The following is a 25744-nucleotide window of genomic DNA, read 5'->3' as shown; positions in this document are numbered from 1 at the left end:
AATCGCATCTGGAGGTTTCTCAACCGCTACCGAATTTTTCTGGTCATTTCCGCCATGGCCTCGTCAGGTGTGGCTGCGAGCAGCCTCACCGAGTCCATACCGACATAAACTGCACCGTCCTCCGCAACGCCAACGTATTGGTTGGTTCGGTCAATCATGCCGACGGGATAGAGATAGGTACCTGCTTGCTCGCTGAGATCATCGAGAATCTCGTCGTCCCACATGGCCAGGAGCGGGTCGAGCCGGAACTCGCCCCATGGCATCGAATCCCGCGGCTCCCGATGCGGGACTCCCACACAGCCGAATTCGGCAAGGAACCGCTGTGCTGCCTCATGCATCTCGAACTCGCCCTGCTGGTGCAGGATGCTCTCCCATGTGGCTGTGGGAACCGAGCGGCCGGGGTACCAGCCGGCCGCACGCAGTACCCGGTCCGTCTCGGCCGGCCAACGCCGCTCAGCATCGGCACCTGGGCTTACGGCTTCGATCCGGTCCCAGAAGGAGTGAGTTCCCACCGGGACATCAGGCGCCCGGACGCCCGCTTGCGTTCCTTGCAGCTGCACGAGGCGCTCGAGTGCCTGGTCGACGCCCTCTGCCAGCAACTCCGTGTGCTCCCTGGCCAGATAGACCGCCCCGCCGACGGCGATGCCCAGATAGCTGTTTCCGCTGTCAGCCTGGCCGATGGGACAGAGAAGAGTCCCGACCTCCTCGCTCAGCCTGGCGAAGGTCTCGCTGTCCCACTCGGCTTTCAGCGGGTCGAACCTGATGGCTGACTGGGTCAGGATCGAGTCCGGCGGCCAGCCATGGGTCACCAAGCCTCCGAATTCGGCGAGGAATCGTCGCGCGGTCTCGTGGACCTTGAACTCCCCGCGCTCACGCAGAATCGACTCCCACGTGGCGGTGGGCACCGAACGGCCTGGCTGCCACCCGGCCCTCCGGAGTACCTGTTCGGTCTCTGTGGACCAACGCCGCACTTCTTCACTCATCTAGGACACCCCTCGAATTCCCAAGCGATCAAGAACATCTTGGCAGGAGTCGCAAATGGGCTTCGGCACCCCATGCATGGGATTGCCCACCGCGCGCACGTTCACCGCCGCCATCACTCCGCCTCGTGGATCGACCCCGGCCTTCATGGCGTTCGAGAGTGCTTCCGCCTCACCACACCTCCCGTGCTGGCCGCCAGCGCGCTCCTTGATGGCCTGCGGAACTTGATCGTAGGCGGCTCGGATGTCCGGATGCAGGTCGTGGTCTCCTCCGCCCTTGACGCTGGCGCCGTTGAACGGTGTCTCATGTCCGGGCACCGACAACCCGGCTGCACTTGTGGGCCTGGTGTGTTTGTTTGCTCCTGGCCGCGCTTGCTCTTCGTCGGCTCTTCGCCTTGCGGCAGCACTCGCTGCCTCTTCGCAGGCCGGCGACAGCCCGAGCGGGTCGACGGCGGTGAACGGATTCGGGACGTACGCGCGAGGGTTCGGCCCAGGCGCGAGACCGAGGGGGTCCAGGGAGACGTACTGCCCTGTCTCCGGGTCATAGTGACGGTGGTAGTTGTAGTTGAGTGCTGTTTCGGGGTCGTGGTACTGGCCCGGGAAACGCAGAGGGCAGTACGCACCATCTGGGTCGGGGTCGTCGAGCGGTGCGCCCCATACGGTCGTTCGTGCCCTCCACGCCAATTCTCCGCGTTCGTCGACCAGTTCGGTCGGAGTGCCGACGAGATCGGTGACGATGGAATAGAACTGGTCGTCGACCCACTCCTGGGAGGCCTCCCCGGCGGGGACCCTGTCCACCTGAGTAACCGGGCTGAAGCGGTCCCGTTCCCAATCCCACACCGTGCAGGAGGGCGCCTCGTCGCCCGCACGCCTGACCTGCTCGGCCGGAACGAACCCGTCCCAGGCGAAGGTCACCTCCTCCACCACTGTCTCGCCATCCGGGGCGAACCGCTGTTTCGCGGTGCGGCGGCCGAACGGGTCGTACCGATAGGCCCACTTCGTGCCGTCGGGCGTGGTCACAGCTACGAGGCGGTCCTGACTGTCCCAGGCATAGCGCCAGACGTCAGGCTTGCGGGACAGACGCTTCCTGCGCCTGACCACCACCCGGCCCTGGCCGTCATACTCGTAGCGGATCTCCCCGGCCCTGCTGACCGGTCCAACCGGTCCACCTGGTCCCGGTCCGGAGGGCTGTGCGGGGCGAGGAGGCGTGCTCGCCTGCCACTCTCCCTGTGCGAGATCGCCCGCCGCGTCGTACGCGTAGCGTTCCGACCACGTCGCCGCCCGCACCCCGGTGACGCGCCCGGTGCTGTCGGTGTCCACGAGGCGGTCACCGTTGAGCAGGTCGCTGATCGCTGAGACCGTTCCGTCGGGGCGGTAGCGGTACGCACGGTGCTGGACACGTCGCGGTTCGACTGTCCCCGTCCGTTCGGCGCTTGCCGTCAGCGTCTGCGAGTTCAGCCTTCCGTCCGCGTCCCAGGTCTGGCTCAGAATCGCGGAACCTGTGCGGCGCTCGATCTCGTGCCCGGCCTCGTCATACGCGAACGTGACGGTCCTGCCCGCTGTCCGCAACAGCGTGGGCCGGTCGTTTCCGTCGTACTCCCAGGTGCTTTCCGCATTCGACGGAGTCGTCCTGCGGATACGTCTGCCCAGCACGTCGTAGGCCGAACGCACGGTCGCGCCGTTGCAGGTTTCGGCGAGGACCCTGCCTCTGGCGTCCCGCTCGTAGGTCAGCTCGGTCTGGCCGTCGACCACTCGAAGCAGGTTTCCGACCGGGTCGTACGTGTATGTGGTGGCCCCTTCCGGCGTGTGCTGCTGCGCCACCTTGCCGAAGGCGTCGCGTATGTAGTCGATGGACTCGCCCGCGCCGTTTGCCTGTCCCACGAGGCGACCGACCGCATCGAATCGATAGCTCCGGGCGCGCCCGCCGAAGTCCTGCTCACGGACCAGGCGGCCTGCCTCGTCGTAGAAGTACTGCCAGGCAGAACCGAGTTGGTTGGTGACCGACGTGACACGCAACTGGCCGTCGTAGGCGAATTCCAGGCGTGAACCGTCGGGATCGATTCGAACAGCGGGCAGATCGAATCCGCCGTACTCGAAGCGTGTCACCTGTCCGAGGGTGTCCGTGTGCTCGATGAGGTTGCCCTCGCCGTCGTGGACACGTCGCTCTGTGGTGCCGTCGGGGAGGATGCGTCGGCTGAGCCGTCCTTCGGGTGTCCAGTCGAACCGGGTGACTGCCCCGTGCGGTCCGGTCTCCGCGGTGATCCTGCCGAACACGTCCCGCTCGTACCGTGTCGTCGAACCCTCGGCGTCGGTGGTGCCGACCGGCAGACCCGCCGCATCGGACTCCAGCGATGCGGTACGCCCGGCGGCGTCGGTGACCGCGGCGAGTGCGCCGATCTCGTTGTACTGATAGGAGATGCGAGCGCCGGTGGGATCCGTCTCCGACGTCAGATTGCCGCACGCGTCGTATTCCATGCGCCAGACGTGACCATCGGCCTGGGTCACCGACACGGGTCGGCCGTACTCGTTGTTCTCCGCGTGCTCCCGACTGCCGTCCGGTCGGACGACTGCCGTTGGGGCGCCCTGCTCGTCGTACTCGTAGCGGGTCGTGAAGGCGAGCGAGTCCGTGCGGGAGAGCAGCCGGTCGTAGCGGTCCCACTCGGAATGCGTGGAGTGGCCGAGCGGGTCGGTCACAGCGACGAGTTGCTGGAGCTCGTTGTGCCGGTACGTCGTGGTGTTGCCGAGGGCGTCGCTGTAGTGCGTCTCGCGGTTGGTGGTGTCGTAGGTGATGGTGCAGGAGAGACGGCCTTCCGCCCCCTCGCCTCGTATACAGCGATCCTGATCGTCGTAGGTGAAGCGGTACCAGCAACCGATTCGGTCGGTCCACGACGTGATGCGTGCCCGGCTGTCGTAGGTGAGCCTCAACGGCAGACCGCTGGAGTCGTAGATCTCGGTGAGGTCGCCGTCGGAGCTGTAGGCGTAGCGCCGGAGGATCGTGGCCTCGGTGCTGTCCTGCGGGTTGCGCAGGCGTAGCCGAACGACGCGTTCGCCCTCGGTGTCGACATGGAGGTGCCGGCCGGCGGAGTCACGTACGGCGACGGGGACGCCCCTGGCGTCACGGTCGAAGTCGATCCGTCGACCGTTGCGGTCGGTGATCGCGGCGAGGGGAAGCGTGAACGCCGCATCGGATTCAGCCGGGGTTTCCTGAGGGGCGAAGTGACGGATGAGACCCGTGACCGGGTCGGTGATGCGCAGTGGAGTACCGGGCGCGCCGTCCCAGTCCAACGGCCAGCGCGGGCCCTCCAGCGGCATGACCGAGGCGCCTGGTTGCGGCACCGGATAGAGCAGGATCATGCCGTCGTCGACGGCGAACACGGCGCCGTCGTTGTCCAGCTCAAGGCGCTCGTCGAGGGTGGATGCCCAGGACCTCCCGAACGATCGCCCTGCCTGGTAGGTCGACAGATGGGTACGGCGCAGAATCAACGGGAGCAGGCCCGGCAGCTCGACGTCGGTCTCCTCCATGAGCATCTCGCCGGAGACCATGTCGATGGGGTCACCCTTTTTGGTGCGCCCCAACGCTTGCTTGGCCTTGCTCACCGCGTTGTCCACCCCGCGGCGAAGACCGCCCTTCCCCAAGCCCTTGGCCATGCCCTTGAGGCCGACCTTGGCGAACGCCTTCATGCCCTTGGCGAGTCCGCCGAGCGTCGTCAGCCCCTTCATCCCGGGGATGCAGTCGAGCGCGGCGAAGCCCACATCCCACAGGGACGCCTGTCCCTTGGAATACTTGTAGAGCGTGTCCGCGAGCACGACCAGAGCAGCGATCAGCACGATCGCGCCCAGGATCGGCCCCCCGATGATCATCGCGACGACACCGACCACCGTGACCACGATCTTGCAGACGGCGACGATGGTGTCCCAGTTGTCGACGAACCAGTCCCCGACGTCCTCCCACCAACTCCGGTTCTGGATACCGGCGTCCGACGCCTCGTCGATCCTCCGCTTCGCCTCGCCCGCCGCGTCCTCACGCATCCTGCGCGCGTCCTCGGCCATCTTCTTCGCCGCGTCCAGAGCCGACTGCGCACCGTTCACATCCGACTGGGCGCTGCTCCGGGCCGACTCGGCATGCTGGGCGTCCCGGGTCGCGGCCCGGACCTTCGCCTCGTCCGGCTTCTCCGCCGACTTGCTGCCCGTCGGATCATCCTTGTACTTGTCCGACTCCTTCGCCGCCCGCGTCACCCACGAATCGGCCGACGACAGACGGGACTTGGCCGACGACAGATCCGCCTGCGCCTCCCGCCCCTTCGCCAACGCCCTGTCGGCCAGAGCCTGCGCCCGCTCCAACTTCGGCCAGTAGGCCACCAGCGCGTCACCGCACAGGTCGTACGACTTCTTCAGCTTCTTCAGGTTCTTCGGCACATCCGAGAACTCGTCCTGGAACACCTCAGCGGTCTTGCCCGCCCACTCCAGCGTCTCGTTCTCCGACGCCATCCCCTTGACCAGACGCAGAGCATCCGCGACATCGTCCGCGAAGTCATGCAGCGTACGGGCCAGTTGACGCACCCGGTCCGGATCACCCGGCGTCGGGTCCTTGTCCAGATCCAGCACATGCCAGTCCGCCGGCCGATACCCCGCCATCCCACGACCCCCGTCACGTGCGCGTCACCGACAACCGTATGCACACGCGAACTTACTGCGCACGAACATTCGACGGGAAGTCGGGAGCGGGAGGGGAGCAGATCGGATGCGGTGTGGTTCACGCTGCGCGACCACAGGGATGTGAAGATCACCTTCACTGGTGGAACGCCATGTGCGGGCCCTGAGCAGAGCCCCGCAGGGCACGCACGGCGGTTCGCCTTTGCCGTTGCCACAGCGCAACCTTGGCAGCCTGGCGGAACCACCGGTCCCACCGATAGCGTCTAGATTTTGCTAGCACATCTGTCTCACGGGGAGTCCACTGTGAAGCGCCGCTCTTTGTCCGTTGCTGCCGCGCTCGTCGCGTCCGCTGCCCTGCTGTTGACCGCCTGTGGCGGCGACGACAGCGGATCGAAGGACAACGACAAGATCGCCGGGGCCGACACCGGGAGCGAGTCGTCGGCATCGCCGACGGCGTCCGCCTCGGCCTCGGCTGCCTCCGCCGACCGACCCAAGATCGACCTGCCGTCAGATGTCACGCTCACCTTCACACCAGAGCAGACCGGCGACGCCGTCAAGGACGCCGTCCTCAAAGACAACGCGGAGATGATTCGCGCGCTCGACGCAGCCATCGTCGCCCAGAACCCTCGACTCGCCGCCCTGGAGTTCTACACGGAGGGCGAAGGCGCGGTGGCCGCCGAAAAGTGGGTGAAAGCGTTCACCGACGTCGGATGGACGGTAACCGGCACCGTGCGTTACTTCGATCGGCAGGTCACCGTCAGTTCCAAGGACAGCGCTTCGCTGACTTACTGCGGGGATGAGAGCCAGGGCTTCAGCAAGGTCATCAAGACCAACGAGGTCAAGAAGACACCGCCGAACAAGGACAGCTACGTCGCCTATGGCGTTCAGGTGCAGAAGAACAAAGCAGGCGTATGGGAACTCGTGAAGATCCAGTCCACTCGTGGAGTTGACAGGTGCCAGCCATGACCCCACTCCTTCGTCTCGCCACGACTGTTCTGATCGCAGGCACAACGTGTCTGGCCGTATCCCCTTCCGCCATGGCCGCCCAAGATCCTCCTGGCGCAGGGTCGTTCGGCAACGGACCGAGCGGCAATGCCACCGGCGACGGCACCCTCTCCGCAACCGCCGGAGCCGTCGTCTACGACCGTTCCAAGAACGGGGCCGGGCAGTCGGCCGGGCCTGTTGCCGCTACCACGTCCTGGACGCCGCCCGCCTGTTGGTATGCCCCGACGTACTCCCCCGCGGAACTGGAGAAGGTCAAGGTTCCGGTCTGGGAGGCGGGGTCCACGGGGTACGAGTGGGATGCCGAGCAGCGGAAGAAGTACCTCAACGAGGACGATCACACGAAGGACTTCAACAAGGACAAGGCCGGTAAGGGCTACTGGTGGGGGTCCTACGTCAACAAGTCCTATCCGCCGGGCTGGGACTCCTGCAAGGAGGACTACTTCTGGGTGGACACCGGCGCCCCACCGCCCGCCAACATTCCTAACGTCATCACCCCCGAGATCCTCGCCGGACTCGCCTACAACGAGATCCGCGTCCCGGGCACCAAGGTGACCCTCGCCCCCGCCGGTCCCACCAAGGTCAACCTCCCGACCTGGGCCTGGCTCGACGCGGCGCAGTTCAAGCCGGTGTCCGTCACCGCGTCCGTGCCAGTGCTCGGCATGACTGCCACCACCGTCGCCGAGCCCGTCTCCCTGAAGATCGAGCCCGGTACCGCCGACGCGCAGGTCTACCCCGCGTCCGGCGTGTGCACGTTCGTCAACGGGCGCATCGGGGAGCCGTACGCCACCGGGAAGGCCACCCAGACCCCGCCCTGCGGTGTGAAGTACCTGCGCTCCTCCGGCAACGGGTCCTACCCGCTCCGCGCCACCATCACCTGGAAGATCCACTGGACCGGCACCGGCGTCAACGCCCCGCAGGCGCTGCCCGACGGTGAGTTCGGCGCCGAGCAGGCTGTCGTCGTTCAGGAGATCCAGGCCGTCAATCGCTGAGGCGTGCCCATGGGGGCGTATGGGGGCCAGGTGGGCCCTCATACGCCCCTCGGTTTCTGGCTCTGCAACATTTTCCCCCGCCCATCGCGTCAATGAGGTGAAGGCAGTTCACGCGCGCCGGACGTCAGGGTGCCGCAGGCTCAGGGGGAACGTATGAGAAAGGCCCGCTCGGACGAGTACGCGGAGTTCGCGGCGGCGCGCGCCGGGCATCTGTATCGCTCCGCGTGTCTGCTCACCGCCGGGGACACCTACCTCGCCGAGGACCTGGTGCAGGAGACCTTCGGGCGGTTGTACGTCAACTGGGGGCGCGTCTCCCGGGCCAACAACCCGGCGGGGTATGCGCAGACCGTGCTCACCCGCACCTTTCTCACGCACCAGCGCCGCCGCAGCAGTACCGAGCGTGCCACCGACGTGTTGCCCGAGTCGGCCGTTCCCTCGGACGGAACCGACGTGACCATGCGGCTCACACTGGTCGAGGCGCTCGCCCAACTCCCGCCCAAGGACCGGGCGGTGGTCGTCCTGCGCTACTGGGAGGACCGTTCCATCGAGGAGACGGCGAGCGCGATGAACGTCACCTCCGCCGCCGTACGCTCCCGCTGCCTTCGTGCCCTCACCCGGTTGCGCGTCCTCCTCGGTGAGGAACTCGGGGAGTACGCGGTCCGCTGAGGCCCGTCCCTCCTCCCGTCCCGGTACACAATGCCCGTACACAGCAGAAGTGGTGGTTCGCCATGTCCGTTGAACATCGAGACGACCAGTTCGAGGACCGGCTCGGCGCCGCGCTGCGCAACGCCGGTGGTGCCTTCGACGCCGATCGTGCCGCCCTCGTCGCCGGCGGTGAGACCCGGGGGCGCCGGCTCCGTATGCGCCGCCGGACCGCTGTCGTGAGCGGCGCCGCCGCGATCGCGCTGGTGGGCGTGGGGGGCGCGCTGATCACGCCCTGGGGCGGAGACGGGAGCGGACAGCGGTCTGCGGGAGCCACCGGAACAACCGTCGGACCCGGTGACGCCACCGGCACACCCACCGGCGCATCCACCGGCACGGCCACCTCGCCCGCCGTGTCCGGGGCTCAACTGCTCGCCACCTTCAAAGGGTTGCTGCCCGAGGGCAAGCTCAGTGAGGAGTCCGCGCGGGGCACGGACTCGAAGCGGGGGCCGTACGTGTACGCGGTGTTCGACGACGGGAAGGGCGCCGCGGCGCTTTCCCTCAGCTTCGGCCGCGTCGCGCCCGGGAGTGATCAGGCCCGGTGGGCGACCCAGTGCCCGGACACAGCATTCGGCCCGTACGACGAATGCGCGAGGAGTACGCTGCCCGGCGGCTCGGCGCTCGTGATCCTCAAGGGGTACGAGTTCACGGACCGGCGCCTCGACACGAAGCTGTGGAAGGCGGTCCTCATCACGCCGGACGGGGGACAACTGACGGTGAGCGAGTGGAATTCCGCCGCCGAGAAGGGCGCGCCCATCAGCCGTCCCGAACCGCCTTTGTCGAGCCGCCAGTTGAAGACCCTCGTCACCGACCCCGCGTGGCTCAAGGTCGTCGACACCCTTCCCGAGGTTCCACAGTCGCCGCAGTCGCCGACCCCGTCCTCCGGCTCCGGGAACGCCACCCTCCTGACGACGCTCACCGGGCTGCTCCCGAAGGGGCAGGATCTCCGTGTCGTCCGCAAGAGCGGCGAGGGGACCGAATTCGGGTACGTCGTCGTCGATGACGGCAAGGGCGAGAGCTTCGTCCAGATCAATGTGCAGCCCAACATGCAGGACGTCGAGGACGACCTCTTCGGTGAGGGCTCCGGCGCGGTGACCCTGCCCGACGGCATCAAGGTCGTCGTCCGTCAGGGGCCGGGCGACGACAAGGGCAAGGGGCTCGTCATGCGGACCGCCGACGCCTTCTGGCCCGACGGTCTGAGGGTGGTCGTCAGCGCCTTCAACTCCGCCAGCCAGATCACCGGCCCGACCCGCGAGAACCCCGCCCTGACCCTCGACCAGCTCAAGGCGATCGCCACCGACTCCAAGTGGCAGCAGCTGCAGCCGGCCCCCAACTGAGCCTTCGCCGACGGGACTCGGGCTCAGAAGAACTCCGACCACGGCTGGTCCCAGATCTGCTTCACGCACAGCACCAGGAAGAGCAGGCCCGCGATCACCAGCATCGCGTTGCTCAGCAGCCGGTTGCGCCATTCGGCAGGTGTGCGGGAGGAGTTGAGCAGGACCAGCAGCGTGCCGGCCAGGAAGGGGAGGAAGGCCGCGCCCAGGACGCCGTAGAGGATGATCAGGCGGAAGGGCTGGCCCTGGAAGAGCAGGACGATGGGCGGGAAGGTCAGCCACAGCAGGTACGCGCGGAACGGCCAGGACCGTTCGCGGGTGCCGGAGGCGACCTCCTCGCCCGTCGTCCGGGTGCCGCGGAAGCGTTCCACGAAGTCGGCGAACATCAGGCTCACGCCGTGCCAGACGCCGATCAGTGATGTGTAGGAGGTGGCGAAGAAGCCGATCAGGAAGAACTTCGCGGTCGCCGAGCCGTACTTGTCGGCCAGGATGTCGCTCAGCTGGATCAGGCCCTTGTCGCCGCTCGCGATCGCCACGTCGGCGCTGTGCAGCAGCTCCGCGCCGACGAACAGCATCGACACCACGAAGATGCCCGTCGTCGCGTACGCGACCCGGTTGTCGAGGCGCATCACCTTCATCCAGCCGGTGTTGGTCCAGCCCTTCGCGTTGACCCAGTACCCGTACGCCGCAAGGGTGATGGTGCCGCCCACACCGCCGACCAGGCCCAGCGTGTTGAGGATCGAGTCCTTCTCGTCGGGGAGGACGGGCAGCAGGCCGGCGAAGGCGTCCCCGAGGTTGGGGGTCACTCGGATCGCCAGATAGACCGTGACGACGAACATCACGCCCACCAGCACGGTCATGACCTTCTCGAAGACCTCGTACTTGTTGAACCAGACGAAGACCAGGCCCGACAACCCGCACAGGATCGCCCACCACTTGAGGTCCATGACGTCCGGGAAGAGTGCCGCCAGCGGGAGCGCGCTCGACGACATCGCCGCCGCGCCGTAGACGAAGCCCCAGATCACGACGTACGCGACGAAGAAGTACGTCGTCCAGCGGCCGAGGCTCGCCCAGCCGTCGAAGAGGGTGCGGCCGGTGGAGAGGTGCCAGCGGCCGGCCGCCTCGGCGAGGGAGATCTTCACCAGACATCCGAGTACGGCGGCCCACAGGAGGGTGTAGCCGAAGTTGCTGCCCGCGATGAGTGTCGCAACCAGGTCACCGGCGCCGACGCCGGTCGCGGCCACCACGATGCCGGGCCCGATGTACTTCCAACTCGACTTACGGGGAGTCGAGTTGGGCCTTGGAGATCCGGATACGCCCGTGGCTTTCGTGTCGGTCGTGGGCCCTGTCGCCCCTGGTTCGTTTGCTTCTGTGGAGTTTCCTGTGATGTCCGCCATGTACGTCAAGAAAGCGCAAAGGGGCTGGTCGCACAAGAGGGCGTTCCGGAGCCGGACGGTGGACGGCCGGGGCGTCCGGCGTCCGGAACACGCAGGCCGCTACGGCTGTCGCCGACCACAGCCGTGGGACCCGCAGGTGCCGAGCTCGAACCACACGGTCTTGCCCGGCCCGTCCTGGTGGCAGCCCCAGCGCCTCGCGAGCGCGTCCACCAGGAACATTCCCCGGCCGCTCTCCCCGGTGCCGGCACACAGCACCTGCGGAGTACCGCGGCCGGTGTCGGTGACCTCGCAGCGCAGGACACCGTGCGACGCCGACAGGGTGAGCCGGAAGGGGCTCGCCGCGTGCAGCACAGCGTTGGTGACCAGCTCACTGACGAGGAGTTCCGCCACGTCGACGAGGTCGTTCCCGGCCGCGAGGTCGTCCTCGGGCCCGAGGACGCCCGGGGACGAGAGGTCGTCCCGGGCCGGCGGACCGTCCCGGTCGGCCGCTTCGTCGCGGAGTTCGTCCCAGGGGTCGTCCCGGCCGGTCAGGCCCCACTCCTCCAACCGCCTGCGCACCTCCGCCCGTGCCTCGCGGGCGGCGGTGGGCCGCGGGTCGTACTCGACGCTCAGATGGCCTGCCCCCGGCGGGGGTTGGAGGTAGGAGCCATACCGAGGGACGGGACCCGGGACATGTCCCCCGGAGCCCCCGGAGAGTTGCAGCATGCCTTCAGGATCGCGTCCACGAACGCCCCCGCGCGCGGGGAGAAATACCTGTTTTCCGCACCCACAGCTCCAAGCCGACACCTCCGCACCCACACCTCCGCACGAGCGGGTCGTCATCGGCGGGTCGTCATCGGTGGGTCGTCACCCAGGCCGCGATCTGGGTGCGGTTGGCGAGGTTGAGTTTGCCGAGGATGTGTTCCACGTGGCCCTCGGCGGTACGGCGGGCGATCACCAGGCGGTCGGCGATCTGCTGGTTGGCGAGACCCTCGGCGACGAGCGCGGCGACCTCGGTCTCCCGGCGGGTCAGACCCGTACCGGACCCGCAGCCGGAGCCGGTACCAGAGCCGGAGTCGGGGACCAGGGCCGTCAGCCGTCCTGTGCCGGACGGCGGTTCGGGTTGCCGGCCTGCCGACTCCCCCTCCCGCAGGGCGTACTTGACGATCCCGGCGAGGCCAAGGCTCTCCCCCCGGCGGTACGCCCGTTCGTACGCCCGGCACCCGAGGCCTTCGCGTGCCCGGGTCTCGGCGTCCTGCCGTACGGAGTCGTACGGGATGGACCGGACGCGGTCGGCGCCGCCGAGGAGGACGGCGGCCCGGTCGTGGGTGTGGTGGCGGGCGGTCGCGATCAGCGCGAGCAGGTCCAGGGTGGGGGCGATGCCGAGGAGGTCGTGCAGGGTGTGCGCGGTGCGCAGCGCCTCGCGGGCGGACGGTTCGGCCCGGCGCCAGTCCCCACGGACGGTGTGAGCGAGGGCGAGTGCCCGCAGGACGCCTGAGCGCACCCACAGCTCTCCGTACTCCTCGCACACGCGCAGGGCGTTCTCGCAGACGGCGACGGCTCGGTCCGCCTCGCCCAAGGTGGCCAGCGCGGTGGCCAGTTGGACCCGTTCGAGCCCGGCGAGGCCCGCATGCCCGCCGGTTACGGGACCCTGCGCCACGGCGTGCTCGAAGTGCCGCAGGGCAGCGGCGGGTTCACCTCCGACGAGGCGGCCGACCCCGACGACGTACCCGGCGTGCGCCGCCTCGGCCGCGTCCCCGAGTCGTTCGGCGAGGGCGAGCGCCTCCTCGGCCCGCCGCCGTCCCCGGGCATGCTCCTCCGGTGACGCGGTGAGCAGCCCGAGCAGGCCGGAGACCCAGAGCGCCCGGGCCCGCTCCCGGCTGGGCCCGGGGTTCGCGTCGAGGGCGCGGTCGAGCCAGTACCGTCCCTCGCCGGACGCGCCGCACGCGTACCAGTGGAACCAGAGGGTGCCGGCGAGACGGAGGCCGGCGAGGGCGTCGTCGGGCCCGCACCCTTCCGGCCCCGGGCCGGCTGCGAGGCCGAACTCCAGTGCCGAGCGCAGACCGGCCCGGTCCGCGTGGAGGCGGGCGGCCATGCGCGGTTGGTCCGGACCGAACCAGGCACGCTCGTACGCCGACGCCCGGGTCTGCGTCCAGTCTCGGTGCCGGAGCCGGGCGGCCCGTTCCGCACCGGGCCGCTGCCGCAGCCGGCCGAGTCCGTACCGCCCGAGGGTGTCGAGCAGGCGGTACCGTACGCCGCCGTCGGGGCCCTGTTCCCGGCTCAGTACGGACTTGGCGACCAGCCCTGTCACGGCCTCCAGGACGTCGGCGGTACCGTCCCCGCACACGGCCTCGGCCGTCTCCAGGTCGAAGTCTCCGGCCAGTGCCGAGGCCCGCGCCCACACCAACCGCTCCTCCGGCGTGCACAGTTGGTGACTCCGGTCGATCGTTGCCCGCAGGGTGCGGTGGCGAGGGTGGGGGTAGGGAGAGGGGGAGGGGTGGGCCGATGGTTCGTCGGCTGCCAGGTCTTCAAGGTCTTCCAGGTCACCCAGATCGGCCAGGTCGTCCAGGTCACGCGCGTGGGTCATGCGGGCCGCCGCCAGTTCGATCGCCAGGGGGAGGCCGTCGAGGTGGCGGCACAGGCGGGCCACGGCGCGGCGGTTGGCGGGGGTGAGGGTGAAGCCCGGGACCACCGCGGCGGCCCGGTCCGCGAAGAGGGCGAGGGCCGGGTGGCGGTGGGCCGCGGAGAGGTCGCCGTCCGGGTCCGGGACCGGCAACGGCCTTACGTCCAGCAGGTGTTCCTCCGTCAGGCCCAGGCGGTGCCGGCTGGTGGCGAGGACCCGTACGCCGGAGGTGCGTTGCAGTAGTGCGCCGACGACTTCGGCGCAGGTCCTTTGCAGGTGTTCGCAGTTGTCGAGGACCAGCAGGAGCCGGCGTTCTCCCAGCTGATCGGCCAGTGCGAAGAGCGCGTCCGAGTCGTGCCGAACATCCGGGGAGTCGGGGAGATTCGGGGAGTTCATGAATACCGCCGACTTCGGCCGCCGCCGCGTGGACCGGTGATGGTCGTAGTCGTGGAAGCCCAGCGCCTCGGCCACGACCCCCGGTACGAGGTCCGGGTCGCTCACGTCGGCCAGGTGCACGAACCGGACGCCGTCCGGGAAGGCGCGGGACACTCGATCCGCGACGTGGGCGGCGAGGCGCGTCTTGCCCACGCCGCCCGGGCCTGTCAGCGTGACCAGGCGGGCCCTGGCCAGCAGTGCGCGGGCTTCGGTCTGTTCGTCACGGCGGTCGACGAAGCCGGCTGTCCCGACCGGTGGTCGGGCCGGTGACCGGCGATCCGTCCGTGGCGCTGATCCGCCCATGATCAGTACCTTCCAACAGCCCCCGACAGGACAAACAGGCAGGTCACACACACGTGTGCACTTGCACGAGAGCCGCGACGGGCGGGCGCCGGTACGCGTATCCTTCCCGGCCCCCACAGCTCTTTCCGGCCCGTACGGCCGACCGGTTCACGCCATCACTCTTTATGCGGTCTTGACCTGCCCATGTCATGGCCGCACGATGGCGCCACACCCACACCAGTCCGTCGCACGGAAGAACCACCCCCCGCTCCACTCCCCCACTTCCGGAGAACCCGGAACTCCCGGAGAAATCAGGAGACTTCATGCGACTTCGTATACGAGGCTCAGGCGCCCTCGGCGGCAGACGATCCGCCGCCGCCGTCGGCCTGCTGTCCCTCGCCCTCGCCCTGGGCGTCGCCTCCACCACCCCCGACGCCACCGCGACCAGCGTCAAGCGCCCGGCGGCCTCGGCGGACGACATCCGCCAGTACGAGATCAACTTCGCGAACTCCACGTCCGACGTCCGCACCGACATCATGGCGTCGGGCGTGACCGTGGACGAGGCCGACGAGGAGCATGTCGTGGTCTCCGGCCGTGCCGACCAGGCCAGGCAACTGGCCCGGCGCGGCTACGAGATCACCCTGTTGGGCTCGGCCCCGAACCGCTCCAGCAGCGCGGACGACGTACGGCTGCTCGACTTCCCCACGGCCGACTCCCGCTATCACAACTACGCGGAGATGACGTCGGAGATCAACTCCCTCGTCTCGGCCAACCCCTCCATCGCCAGCCAGCGGGTGATCGGGACCTCGTACTCGGGCCGGAACATCGTCGCCATCAAGCTCAGCGACAACGTCGGCACCGACGAGGCCGAGCCCGAGGTGCTGTTCACCCACCACCAGCACGCCCGTGAGCACCTCACCGTCGAGATGGCGCTCTACCTGCTGCGCAACCTGACCTCCACCTACGCCACCGACTCACGGGTCAAGGCGATGATCGACTCCCGTGAGATCTGGATCATCCCGGACCTCAACCCGGACGGCGGCGAGTACGACATCGCGACCGGCTCGTACCGTTCGTGGCGCAAGAACCGCCAGCCCAACAGCGGTTCGTCCAACGTCGGTACGGACCTCAACCGCAACTGGAACTACCGCTTCGGCTGCTGCGGCGGTTCCTCCGGCTCGACCTCGTCGGAGACGTACCGCGGTGCGTCCGCCGAGTCCGCGCCCGAGGTCAAGGTGGTCGCCGACTTCGTCCGCAGCCGGGTCGTCGGCGGCGTCCAGCAGATCAAGACGGGCATCGACTTCCACACGTACAGCGAACTGGTGCTGTGGCCCTTCGGGTACACGACCGCCAACACCACGACCGGCATGACCCAGGACGACCGGGACGCCTTCGCCACGGTCGGCGGGAAGATGGCCGCGAGCAACGGCTACACGCCGGAGCAGTCCAGCGACCTGTACATCACGGACGGTTCGATCGACGACTACCTCTGGGGCAGTCAGAAGATCTTCTCGTACACCTTCGAGATGTATCCGTCGTCCAGCTCGGGCGGCGGCTTCTACCCGCCCGACGAGGTGATCGACCGGGAGACGGCACGTAACCGGGACGCGGTTCTGCAACTGCTGGAGAACTCGGACTGCATGTATCGGTCCATCGGGAAGCAGGCGCAGTACTGCTGAGCGGGCTCCGAAGCAGTAGTGAGGTAGTGGGGAACTGCGGGTCCGTTGTGGCTGGTCGCGCAGTTCCCCGCGCCCCTACGGGGCGCTTTCCTCAAGGTCTTCAGCGTCCTCGAAGTAGGTGTCGAGGACCTTGTCCAGCTCCGTTTCCCACTCCTGGTGCTGCGACTTCGCCTTCGCCTCGATCTCGACCGGGTACCAGCGGCGGTCCGGGGTGTGGACCGTCACCGTGAACCGCTTGCCGAAGCGTGACGTCTCCGTCTCGACGGCCCCGATCTCGTCCCAGCGGAACTCGCACTCCTGGTCGTCCAGGTAGAGCCGTACGCCCCTGTGGTCGGCGATGATCTTCGCCCGGCGGTCGGACGCCTCGAAGACGGGCCCCTCGGGGACGTCCGCCTCCGTCTCCGGCTCGGCTTCCTCCTCCGGTGAGGCCGCCTCGGCCGGGGTCGCCTCCGGCTCCGCCGGGACCGAGTCCTCCGGGACCGGGACCGGGTCCTTGACCCCGTCCTCCGGCTCCGCCGGCGCGGGTGAAGTGAGCCCGGGGATGGCCGCCGGGTCGACCGCGGCGGTTTCCAGGGGCTGGCTGCTCGAACCTATGCGCTGCTCCACAGGCGGAAGTATGGCGGACATTGCTGTGTCATGGGACAGCAGGGGCCGGTGAGATCCAGATTGGCCGGACAGGAACACCGGCACATCCACACGAACAGGCTCAGTACGGCGGCCACGGCGGAGGCGGGCAGGGGGAGCGCATCGTGGCTGGGTGCGGGTTGTGTGTGGTTGCTCGCGCAGTTCCCCGCGCCCCTATGAGGGCCTGCGGCCCCTCATAGGGGCGCGCGGCTGGGACTCAGTTGTCCAGTACCGCGAGTGCGTCGATCTCGACGAGGAGCCCTGCGGGGAGGCCGACGTAGACCGTCGTGCGGGCGGCCGGGGGCGCTGTGAGGGCCTGCTCCTCGAAGTAGGTGTTGTAGATGCCGTTCATCTCGGCGAAGTGGTCCACGTCCGTCAGATAGACGCGGATCATCATCACGTCGTCCCAGGTCGCGCCGCCCTCCTCCAGGATCGACTTGACGTTGGCGAGCGTCTGGAGGGTCTGTTCCCGCAGGGTCGGGCCGGCGGGCGTGGGGGGCTTGCCCTCCTCCGCCGGCAGGAAGCCGACCTGGCCGGCGACCTGGAGGATGTTCCCCTTGCGCACGCCGTGGGAGAACCGGGCGGGCGGCGTGGTGTGGGTCCTGGGCGTGAGGGCGATCTTGTCTGTCATGAACCGTTGTCCTTAGCGGGCGTGGGGGTCTTGCCGGAGTACTCACCGCTGATGGCATCCGCCGTACGGCGCACCAGCGGAAGCAGGGTGAGGAGTTCGTCGGCGGTGACGACGACGTTGGGGGCGGAGACGGACATGGCGGCGACCACCCGTCCGTCGGTTCCCGTGAGGGGGGCCGCGACGCAGTTGATGGACTCCTCGTGACCGCCGAGGTCGGTGGCCCAGCCCTGGTCGCGCACCTTCTCCAACTCCCGCAGGAATGCGGGGGCGTTGGGGGTGGAGCGGGAGGTGTACATGGGGTAGTCGAGCTTGTCGGCGACGGACCGTCGCTCGGTCTCCGGCAGGTCGGCGAGGAGCAGCTTGGCGACGGCGGCGACGGTGATGGCGACGGGCTTCCCGATCCGCGAGTACATGCGCACCGGGTAACGGCTGTCGACCTTGTCGATGTAGAGGACCTCGCCCTCCTCGTACACGGCGAGGTGGACGGTGTGTCCGCAGATCTCGTTGAGGCGTACGAGGTGGGGGTGGGCGATCTCCCGGATGTCGAGGTTCTCGACGGCTTCCTGGGCGAGGGCGAAGAGGCGGGCGCCGAGACGGTAGCGCTGGTCGGACTGGCGGTAGACGAGTCCGTGTTCGTGCAGGGTGCGCAGCAGCCGAAGGGCGGTGGACTTGTGGACGCCGAGCCGGTCGGCGACCTTGCCGAGGTCGGCGGGGCCCTCTGCGAGCAACGGCAGGATGCTCAGCGCGCGGTCGACGGTCTGGCTCATGGGGTGCGTACCTCCTCCGGGGCCTGCTCGGCTTGCGTCCAGCCGGGGCCGAGTCGAAGTGTCTCCCACGCCCGCCCGTCGAGAGCGGTCAGCCGGTCGGCGTGGTCCCGGGCGGGCGGCGCGGCGAGATCGCCGGGGGCGGTGAGGACGGCGGCGGCCATGAGGTGGCCGTGCCGGATACGGTCCCGTACGGGGAGGGCGCGCAGGGTGGCGGAGAGGAACCCGGCGGCGAAGGCGTCGCCGGCGCCCACTGCCGCGACGATGTCGACGTGGGGCGCCGGGACACGGACGGAATCGGTGACGCCGGTGCCGGTGCCGATGCGCCGGTCGAAGGCGACGGCTCCGTCCCCGCCCTGCTTGACGACCACGAACCGCGGCTCGGGCAGCGCCTTCGCGATGTCGTCCGCGCCGCGCAGCCCCCACGCGGCCTCCGCCTCGTCGGCGCCGACGAAGACGAGGTCGGCGCGGCGGGCGAGGTCGAGCAGGACCCGGGGGCCGTCGGTGTCGGTCCACAGTCCCGGGCGGAAGTTGACGTCGAAGGAGACGAGTGGCCGTCCGGGCCGGGGCTCGGTCAGTTCCCACAGCAGGTCGAGACAGTCGCCGGACAGGGCGGCCGTGATCCCGGACAGATGCAGCACCCGTCCGGCGCGCGCCGCGTTCACCTCCACGGTGTCCGCCGTCATCGCCGAGGCCGCCGACCCGGCCCGGTAGTACGCCACCTCGTGCGCGTCGGTCGCCCGGTCCCCCGCCGTACGGAAGTACACGCCCGTCGGACGCGCCGGATCACGCCGTACGGACGCCACGTCCACGCCGTACGACCCGATCGCCTCGATCAGGTGGTCGCCGAAGCCGTCGTCGCCGACGCGGCTGACCCAGCGGGCGGTGTGTCCGGCGGCGGCGAGGGCGCATGCAACGTTGGACTCGGCGCCGCCGATGGCACGCTCGAAGGACGGTACGTCGGCGAGGCGGCCCGGCCGGGAGGGAAGAAAGGTGACCATGGACTCGCCGAGCGCGACGACGTCCACGACGTCGGGGGCGTTGCTGGGTCCCGTGCTGGTCACGATCGTCGTAGCTCCTCGGTGGTGCGGGGGAGGCGGCGGCTCCGTTGACCCCGCGTTGCCGAGATGTTAGACAGCGGTAAGCGATATACGCAATGCTCGTTGCAAGGAGTGCAACGAACTGGATGAGGACTGGCTGAGGGAGGCCCCATGGGCACCGAGGACGTCGAGGACGGCGAGAACATCGAGGCCACCGCGAGTGCCGACAGCGCCGGGGCGCTCGCCCGGCTGGCCGCCGAACGCGTCGACGCCCGCTTCAAGGGCCTCCCGCCGGACGCGGACGGTCTGACCGTCGGCGAGCTGGCCGCACAGCGCCGCAACCTCTTCACCGGTGGTTTCACGACCCCCGTACTCGCCCTCTCCGCCGAGCGGCTCACCCACAACCTGGAGCTGATGGAGACGTACGCGGCCCGCCACGGCCTCGTCTTCGCCCCGCACGGCAAGACCTCGATGGCCCCCCAGCTGTTCCAGCGCCAGATCGAGCACGGCGCCTGGGGCATCACCCTCTCGGTCCCCCACCAGGTGCGCGTCGCCCGCGCCTTCGGTGTCCAACGGGTTTTCCTGGCGAACGAGTTGGTCGACCCGGCGGCCCTGCGCTGGATCGCGGCGGAGCTGGCCGCCGACCCGGACTTCCGCTTCGTCTGTTACGTCGACTCCGTGCGCGGGGTTGAGCTGATGGACGCGGCTCTCACGGTGGCGGGGGCGGAGCCGGGGGCCGGTGCCCGTCCGCTGGACGTGGTCGTCGAACTCGGCGCCGGTGAGGGTGCCCGGACCGGTGTGCGCACCGAGGCGGAGTGCGCGGCTGTCGCGGACGCGGTGGCCGCCGCGGCGACCCTGCGGCTCGTCGGGGTCGCGGGGTACGAGGGCGAGGTGCCGCAGGCCGACCCGGAGCGGGTGCGGACGTGGCTGCGGCGGCTGGTGGCACTGGCGGCGGACTTCGACAAGGCGGGGCGGTTCGCCGGGGCGTCCGTTGAACAGATCATCGTGAGCGCGGGCGGCAGCGCCTGGTTCGACGCGGTCGCCGACGTGTTCGTCGAGATCCCCGAACTGTCGCTCCCTGTATGCAAGTTGCTGCGCTCCGGGGCGTACGTCTCACACGATGACGGCCGCTATCGCGAGATCACGCCGTTCAACCGGGTCCCCGAGGAGGGGTCCCTGGAGCCCGCCTTCCGTCTGTGGACGCAGGTCGTCTCCCGTCCCACTCCCGAGCAGGCCTTCACGAACGCGGGCAAGCGGGACGCGGCGTACGACCTCGACCTGCCGTTGCCGCAGGTGGTCCGGAGGGAGGGCGCCGGGGAGCGGCCGGCGACCGGCATCTCGGTCACCGGCCTCTCCGACCAGCACGCCTGGCTGCGTACGACCCCGGAGGCGGATCTGGAGGTGGGCGACTGGCTGGGCCTGGGCCTCTCCCACCCGTGCACGTCGTTCGACAAGTGGCAACTGATCCCGCTCGCGGAGGCGGACGGCACGGTCGTCGACTACATCCGTACGTTCTTCTAGGAGGCCCGACGTGGAAGAGCTCGTCATTCGGGACGCGGACGTCGTGGACGGCTCCGGTGGGCCGTCGTACCGCGCCGATGTGGTGATCGACGGCGGCAGGATCGTCTCGATCGTCCAGGAGGCGGCTGCCGCCGGTTGCCAACGCCCCGAGGCGCGCAGGGAGTTGGACGCGGAGGGTCTGACCCTCTCCCCCGGCTTCATCGACATGCACGCCCACAGCGACCTGGCCCTGCTCCGCGACCCCGACCACAGTGCGAAGGCCGCGCAGGGGGTGACCCTCGAAGTCCTGGGCCAGGACGGGCTGTCGTACGCCCCGGTCGACGACCGCACGCTCGCCGAGGTCCGTCGCGCGACCACCGGGTGGAACGGCCACGGCGACGACATCGACTTCGACTGGCGTTCCGTGGGCGAGTACCTGGACCGCCTCGACCACGGTTTCGACGGCGAGGGCATCGCCGTGAACGCGGCCTACCTCATCCCCCAGGGCACGGTCCGGATGCTCGCCGTCGGCTGGAAGGACCGTGCGGCGACTCCTCAAGAGCTGGACCGTATGCGGCGGTTGGTGGCCGAGGGCATGGAACAGGGCGCGGTCGGCATGTCGTCGGGCCTGACCTACACGCCCGGCATGTACGCCAAGGACGCCGAACTGACCGAGCTGTGCCGGGTGGTGGCGTCGTACGGCGGCTACTACTGCCCGCACCACCGCTCGTACGGGGCGGGGGCGCTGGCGGCGTACGCGGAGATGGTGGAGCTGACCCGTGAGGCGGACTGCCCGCTCCATCTCGCCCACGCCACCATGAACTTCGGCGTGAACGAGGGGCGGGCCCCGGAACTCCTGACCCTCATCGACAAGGCGCTGGCGGCGGGCGCCGACCTCACCCTGGACACGTATCCCTACACTCCCGGTTCGACAACTCTCGTGGCTCTGCTGCCGAGTTGGGCGAGCGAGGGCGGCCCGGAGGCGATCACGCGCCGCCTGACGGACGCCGACACCGCCGAACGTGTCCGGCACCACCTGGAGGTCGTCGGCGCGGACGGCTGCCACGGCGTGCCGGTCGACTGGGAGACGATCGAGATCTCCGGCGTGACGGACCCGGCGCTGAGCGGTTTCGTGGGCCGTACGGTGCGGGAGTCGGCGACCGCGCGCGCCGAGACCCCCTGGGCGACGGCCCGCCATCTGCTCCTGACCGATCGGCTGGGGACGACGATCCTCCAGCACGTCGGCCACGAGGAGAACGTCCGCGCGATCATGCGCCATCGCGTCCACACGGGCGGCTCGGACGGCATCCTCCAGGGCGCCAAGCCGCATCCGCGCGCGTACGGCACGTTCCCTCGGTATCTCGGGCGGTACGTACGGGAGTTGGAGGTCCTCACCCTGGAGGAGTGCGTGGCCCACCTGACCTCGCGCCCGGCGGCGAGGCTACGACTGCCCGACCGGGGCCTGGTCCGCGAGGGCTACCGCGCCGACCTGGTCCTGTTCGATCCGCTGACGGTGGCGGCGGGGGCGACGTACGAGAATCCGCGCACGCTGCCCACGGGCATCCCACACGTCCTGATCGACGGCCGCTTCGTCGTGGAGGACGGCCGCAGAACGAACGTGTTGGCGGGCAGGTCGATCCGCCGCTCACCCCCGCGCCCCTGAAGGGGCGCGGGGAACTGCGCGACAAGCCACGACGGCGCAGCAGACGCACCCCGACCAAGCGCGCCCCAAGCGGAGCGCTACGGCTTGGGCAGGGTGCACCCACTCGCGCTCAGGTTCAGCTTGTTGTCGAGCCCGAAGCAGGCCGGGATCTGGTAGGTCTCCTGGGCGTAGTTGATGCCCTTGCGCACGGTCACCGTGCCGTTGGCGTCGACCTCGCAGGGGTTGTTGTCGGTGCAGCGCGCGCCGTCCTCGTTGCCGGTGTTGTTGACGGCGACGACGTTGCCGGTGGCGTTGTCGACGACCGGCGAGCCCGAGGTGCCCCCGATGGTCTGGCAGGCGGAGGTGTAGCGGACCGAGTCCTTCCAGGTCCACTCGCCTTCCTTGAGGCGGTAGGCGAAGCCGTCGACGTTGCAGGCGTACGTCCGCTTCCAGTAGCCGGAGACGACGGTGATCGCGGTGCCGGCGACCGGGTGGGTGGTGTTGAGCGTGAGCGGGTTGATGTTGTACGAGCTCTTGATCGCCGCGTAGGTGGTCGTGAGCTGGTATATCGACACGTCGGTGTCGGTCATCGTCGCGTACGCGATCTTGCTGGCGCGCAGGGTGGCGACGCGGGTGGCCGCGGCGTTGAGCAGCCCGAAGGTGCGGGTGGACGCCTGGTCGACGATGACCTCGCCGGCCTCCGGGAAGCCCGTCTCCAGGCAGTGTCCGTTGGACATGACCAGCGCCGGGTCGTCGGCCTCGGAGTTCGGGAAGCGGACGAGCGAGCCGGAACAGTTGGACAGCGAGACGGTCCCGGCGAAGTTGACGGCCTGGATGGCAGGCGCGGCCTTGGCCGCCGGCGCCGCCTTGGTGACGGCGCTCTTCGCGGCGGGCGCGGCCGTGTCGGCCTGCACCGCGAACGCGGGAGCCGCTCCCGCCCCGGTGATCACCAGGGCTGCGAGCGCGGCAAGGAGAGGCTTGTTCATGTGTGGGGGTCCCCTCGTACGAAGAAGCGACCGGAGGTTTTCCGGCCGCTCGCTTTTTGTCATGCGCATTGTGATGCGGAAGGGGCGACTGGGGCAAGGAATCGTTTCCGGCCGGGGGTTGGCGGGATCGCGCCCATCGGGAGTCGACCTTGCACGATCCCCGGAACTCCGAAAAACCGCGCAGCGCCTGCTCCGCCGGAGCCGAAGCGGCGTCGATCAGCCGGAACCACGGCTCCTTCGGCACGTACAGCTGGGAGCGCCGGCCCACGGCAGGGCCGGCCGCCGCCATCCCCGCCGAGCGGCTCGCCCGTCTGCCCGCCCGGGAGATCGTCGTGGCCACAGACGGTTCGACGTCGGCGGCTGCGGGCGCGCTGGGCAAGTACCGCGAAGGCCTGCGGCTCGACTTGAAGGACGCGGCCGAAGCTGTGGGATGTTCGACCCCGAGAGTGACGGAGAGTTCGGCGGCTGAGAACTTGGCGGCGGGCCCCGGCCAAGTCACCCCCTACGGATGCAGCCTCTCCCCCTTCGCCAGCATCGCCACGTACTTCTCGATCCGACGCGCCCGAGTCTCGACCCTCTTCGCCTCCTGGACGCGGTGCAGGATCGAGTAGCGGTTCTGTCGGTCCAGGGTCTCGAAGAACGCCGCCGCGGCCGGGTCGGCGGCCAGGGCCGCCGCGAGGTCGTCCGGCACCGTGGCGGTCCTCGGGCTGTCGTACGCCGCCTCCCAGCGGCCGTCCGCCTTGGCACGGTCGATCTCCGCCAGCCCCGGCGGACGCATCCGGCCCTGCTCGACCAGGGCGGCCACCTTGTCCCGGTTGATCTTGGACCACCTGCTGCGCGCCCTGCGTGGCGTGAACCGCTGCAGCCACCACTCGTCGTCGAGCCCGGCCTTCTGACCGTCGATCCACCCGTAGCAGAGGGCCACGTCGAGCGCCTGGGCGTAGTCCAGGGCCACGATTCCGGGGCCCTTCTTACGCAACTTCAGCCAGATTCCGGCCGAGGCCGCGTGGTTCTCGCCGAGCCATGCCTCGAAGGCCTCGGCGGAGTCGAAGACGACGGTCTCCCTGTCCTGAGTCATCCGGGCAGCGAACCACACGGGACTGACAACGGGACCGACAACAGGACCGACAACGGGACCGGCGAGCGGTACGCGACCAGGTCCGGCCCACGGCCTCAGATCCGCTGGAACAGGACGGGGATCAGCGCGGGTATCGCGGGGACCAGCAGATAGAGGGTGAGTCCGGTCGTGGCCTTGCGGGTCGTGACCGGGAGCACCGGAGCGGCCCAGACCTTCGCTATCGCCGGATCGCGCTCCGCCTCGGGAAGCGTCTGGTAGAGCCACTTCACGTGGTTCTGCTTGACCACCAACGCGGAGTGGTAGCCGATCGAGGAGGGGTAGACGACCACCAGGATGTCCACCACCATCACCGCGAGCACGACGAACACCATCCAGGACGCCGCCGACAGCCAGATCATGAACAGGGCCAGCAGGCCGATCAGATGGGCCACCGCGGAGCCGTAGGTCCACAGCATGAACTGGCGCAGGGGGCGCAGCCCTCGGAAGCCGTCGCTGTCGAACCTCATGTTCGGGGTGACGCCGAAGCCGATCGCCTCGGACCGGTACAGATAGACCGTGAAGACGACGCCCATGACCAGTTGCTTCGTCAGGAAGTAGAAGGCGTACGTGCCCGCCGCGCACAGACCCACAGCCAGTTCGGGATGGGTGTGCCGGTTGGCCCACCAGCCGTCGTAGACCTCGGAACGCCAGACCGAGTCGGGGAGCTCGGTCGGGTTCCACGTCTCCAGCAGGCCATGGGTGTTGACCAGGCCGTACAGAAAGATCGTGGCTGTCGCCATGGCCACCGCGATGGCCGCCGAGACGCCCGGACGGCCGAGCGCGGCCAGCCATTTGTTGGTCCGCCGGACCAGCCGGTTGTGCTGTCCGACCTGCAGGTCGGACAGCCCCTCCGCGCCTCCGTTGCGCACGTTCATCTGCACGAAGTCGGCGATGGCCCGTACCTGCTGAGAACAGAAGACGGGCGTGACGAAGACGACCACCAGCACGATGAGTCCGGCCGGGTCCTGGAGCAGGGACAGGCTTACGCCGCTCAGCTCCGTGCTGTCGTCGAACAGGTAGTCGAGGGCCCACCGTCTGCTGGTGTCGGCCGGCGCTCCGAGCACTCCGTCGACCCCGGCCAGTATCAGCAGCGTGACGGCGGAGGCGAGGCCGAGCAGCCGGATCTTGGCCTTGGCCGTCAGCGGCCAGTACACCAGACGGACCAACCGGCGGGCCGCGCACCGGCGCCCGTCGGGCACTCGGCGCAGCAGGCGCATCGCCCAGCGGAAATCGACGGGTTCGGTCGAGTGGAAGACCCTTCCGATCCGCTCCGGACGTAATGCCGCGAGCTGCTCCATCCCCTCGCCCCCCGACGGCGACAGCACCCGATGGATTTTCACCATGCGTGTCCTGTTCATCCCCGTCTCAAGTGGTGGAAAACA

19 protein-coding genes are annotated in these 25744 nt (G+C 69.1%); 7 read left to right on the top strand and 12 right to left on the bottom strand.

Translation table 11 applies throughout. The annotated features are described in order from the left end of the window. Positions 1–26: 26 nt before the first annotated feature. Together PV734_RS31865 and PV734_RS31860 are read right to left on the bottom strand one after the other, a co-directional pair. Positions 27–983: an SUKH-3 domain-containing protein gene (locus tag PV734_RS31865; RefSeq protein WP_319293113.1), complete on the bottom strand. Its 957-nt coding sequence runs from the start codon at positions 981–983 to the stop codon at positions 27–29. Then, positions 984–5615, bottom strand: coding sequence for a DUF6531 domain-containing protein (locus PV734_RS31860; protein WP_319293111.1), 4632 nt, complete (start codon positions 5613–5615; stop codon positions 984–986). A gap of 321 nt (positions 5616–5936) precedes the next feature. Between PV734_RS31860 and PV734_RS31855 the strand changes: the two genes are divergently transcribed. The 4 genes from PV734_RS31855 to PV734_RS31840 all read left to right on the top strand — a co-directional run bounded on the left by PV734_RS31855 (position 5937) and on the right by PV734_RS31840 (position 9666). Beyond that, positions 5937–6599 (top strand): hypothetical protein, encoded by a 663-nt coding sequence (locus tag PV734_RS31855; RefSeq protein WP_319293109.1) that lies wholly within the window; start codon positions 5937–5939, stop codon positions 6597–6599. After that, positions 6596–7627, top strand: a complete 1032-nt coding sequence (locus PV734_RS31850) for a hypothetical protein (RefSeq protein ID WP_415924300.1) — start codon at positions 6596–6598, stop codon at positions 7625–7627. The genes PV734_RS31855 and PV734_RS31850 overlap by 4 nt, the downstream gene beginning before the upstream one ends. Before the next feature lie 153 nt (positions 7628–7780). Beyond that, the gene (locus tag PV734_RS31845; protein WP_319092269.1) at positions 7781–8293 is read left to right on the top strand and encodes a SigE family RNA polymerase sigma factor; all 513 of its coding nucleotides are present in this window, start codon (positions 7781–7783) and stop codon (positions 8291–8293) included. Positions 8294–8355: 62 nt separating this feature from the next. Further along, positions 8356–9666: a hypothetical protein gene (locus PV734_RS31840; RefSeq protein ID WP_319293105.1), complete on the top strand. Its 1311-nt coding sequence runs from the start codon at positions 8356–8358 to the stop codon at positions 9664–9666. A 23-nt stretch (positions 9667–9689) separates the two neighbouring features. Here the strand turns inward: PV734_RS31840 and PV734_RS31835 are convergent, their stop codons facing one another. The 3 genes from PV734_RS31835 to PV734_RS31825 form a co-directional block, all read right to left on the bottom strand. Further along, a complete protein-coding gene (locus PV734_RS31835) occupies positions 9690–11060 on the bottom strand; it encodes an Nramp family divalent metal transporter (RefSeq protein ID WP_319092271.1) in 1371 nt (456 codons plus the stop codon). Between the two features lie 99 nt (positions 11061–11159). Next, on the bottom strand, positions 11160–11765 hold the full coding sequence (locus tag PV734_RS31830) for an ATP-binding protein (protein ID WP_319293103.1): 606 nt from the start codon (positions 11763–11765) through the stop codon (positions 11160–11162). Between the two features lie 127 nt (positions 11766–11892). Continuing rightward, complete coding sequence (locus tag PV734_RS31825) at positions 11893–14400, bottom strand: ATP-binding protein (RefSeq protein WP_319293101.1); 2508 nt, start codon at positions 14398–14400, stop codon at positions 11893–11895. 302 nt (positions 14401–14702) lie between these two features. On the opposite strand from PV734_RS31825, the gene PV734_RS31820 reads away from it, so the two are divergent. Next, positions 14703–16058 carry a M14 family metallopeptidase gene (locus PV734_RS31820; protein WP_319092274.1) on the top strand — a complete coding sequence of 452 codons (1356 nt, stop codon included), beginning with the start codon at positions 14703–14705 and terminating at the stop codon, positions 16056–16058. Between the two features lie 75 nt (positions 16059–16133). Here the strand turns inward: PV734_RS31820 and PV734_RS31815 are convergent, their stop codons facing one another. The 4 genes from PV734_RS31815 to PV734_RS31800 form a co-directional block, all read right to left on the bottom strand. Further along, positions 16134–16664, bottom strand: coding sequence for a hypothetical protein (locus PV734_RS31815; RefSeq protein WP_319092275.1), 531 nt, complete (start codon positions 16662–16664; stop codon positions 16134–16136). Positions 16665–16899: 235 nt separating this feature from the next. Continuing rightward, positions 16900–17313 (bottom strand): RidA family protein, encoded by a 414-nt coding sequence (locus PV734_RS31810; RefSeq protein ID WP_319092276.1) that lies wholly within the window; start codon positions 17311–17313, stop codon positions 16900–16902. Next, positions 17310–18080: an IclR family transcriptional regulator gene (locus tag PV734_RS31805; protein WP_319092277.1), complete on the bottom strand. Its 771-nt coding sequence runs from the start codon at positions 18078–18080 to the stop codon at positions 17310–17312. The genes PV734_RS31810 and PV734_RS31805 overlap by 4 nt, the downstream gene beginning before the upstream one ends. Then, a complete protein-coding gene (locus PV734_RS31800) occupies positions 18077–19141 on the bottom strand; it encodes a sugar kinase (protein WP_319293099.1) in 1065 nt (354 codons plus the stop codon). The genes PV734_RS31805 and PV734_RS31800 overlap by 4 nt, the downstream gene beginning before the upstream one ends. Before the next feature lie 147 nt (positions 19142–19288). Between PV734_RS31800 and PV734_RS31795 the strand changes: the two genes are divergently transcribed. Together PV734_RS31795 and PV734_RS31790 are read left to right on the top strand one after the other, a co-directional pair. Further along, complete coding sequence (locus PV734_RS31795; protein ID WP_319092279.1) at positions 19289–20638, top strand: amino acid deaminase; 1350 nt, start codon at positions 19289–19291, stop codon at positions 20636–20638. 10 nt (positions 20639–20648) lie between these two features. Continuing rightward, on the top strand, positions 20649–22280 hold the full coding sequence (locus PV734_RS31790) for a D-aminoacylase (protein WP_319293097.1): 1632 nt from the start codon (positions 20649–20651) through the stop codon (positions 22278–22280). A 77-nt stretch (positions 22281–22357) separates the two neighbouring features. On the opposite strand, the gene PV734_RS31785 is transcribed toward PV734_RS31790, so the two are convergent. From PV734_RS31785 to PV734_RS31775, 3 genes are all read right to left on the bottom strand, one after another. Then, positions 22358–23245 (bottom strand): serine protease, encoded by an 888-nt coding sequence (locus tag PV734_RS31785; RefSeq protein WP_319092281.1) that lies wholly within the window; start codon positions 23243–23245, stop codon positions 22358–22360. A gap of 502 nt (positions 23246–23747) precedes the next feature. Beyond that, on the bottom strand, positions 23748–24323 hold the full coding sequence (locus tag PV734_RS31780) for a YdeI/OmpD-associated family protein (protein WP_319293095.1): 576 nt from the start codon (positions 24321–24323) through the stop codon (positions 23748–23750). A 95-nt stretch (positions 24324–24418) separates the two neighbouring features. After that, the gene (locus PV734_RS31775) at positions 24419–25705 is read right to left on the bottom strand and encodes a hypothetical protein (RefSeq protein WP_319092283.1); all 1287 of its coding nucleotides are present in this window, start codon (positions 25703–25705) and stop codon (positions 24419–24421) included. Positions 25706–25744: the final 39 nt, after the last annotated feature.

The organism is Streptomyces sp. AK08-02 (genome assembly GCF_033795085.1).
GTDB lineage: Bacteria > Actinomycetota > Actinomycetes > Streptomycetales > Streptomycetaceae > Streptomyces > Streptomyces echiniscabiei.
Note: the sequence above shows the minus strand (reverse complement) of the source record. Positions and strands in the feature narration are given on the sequence as shown.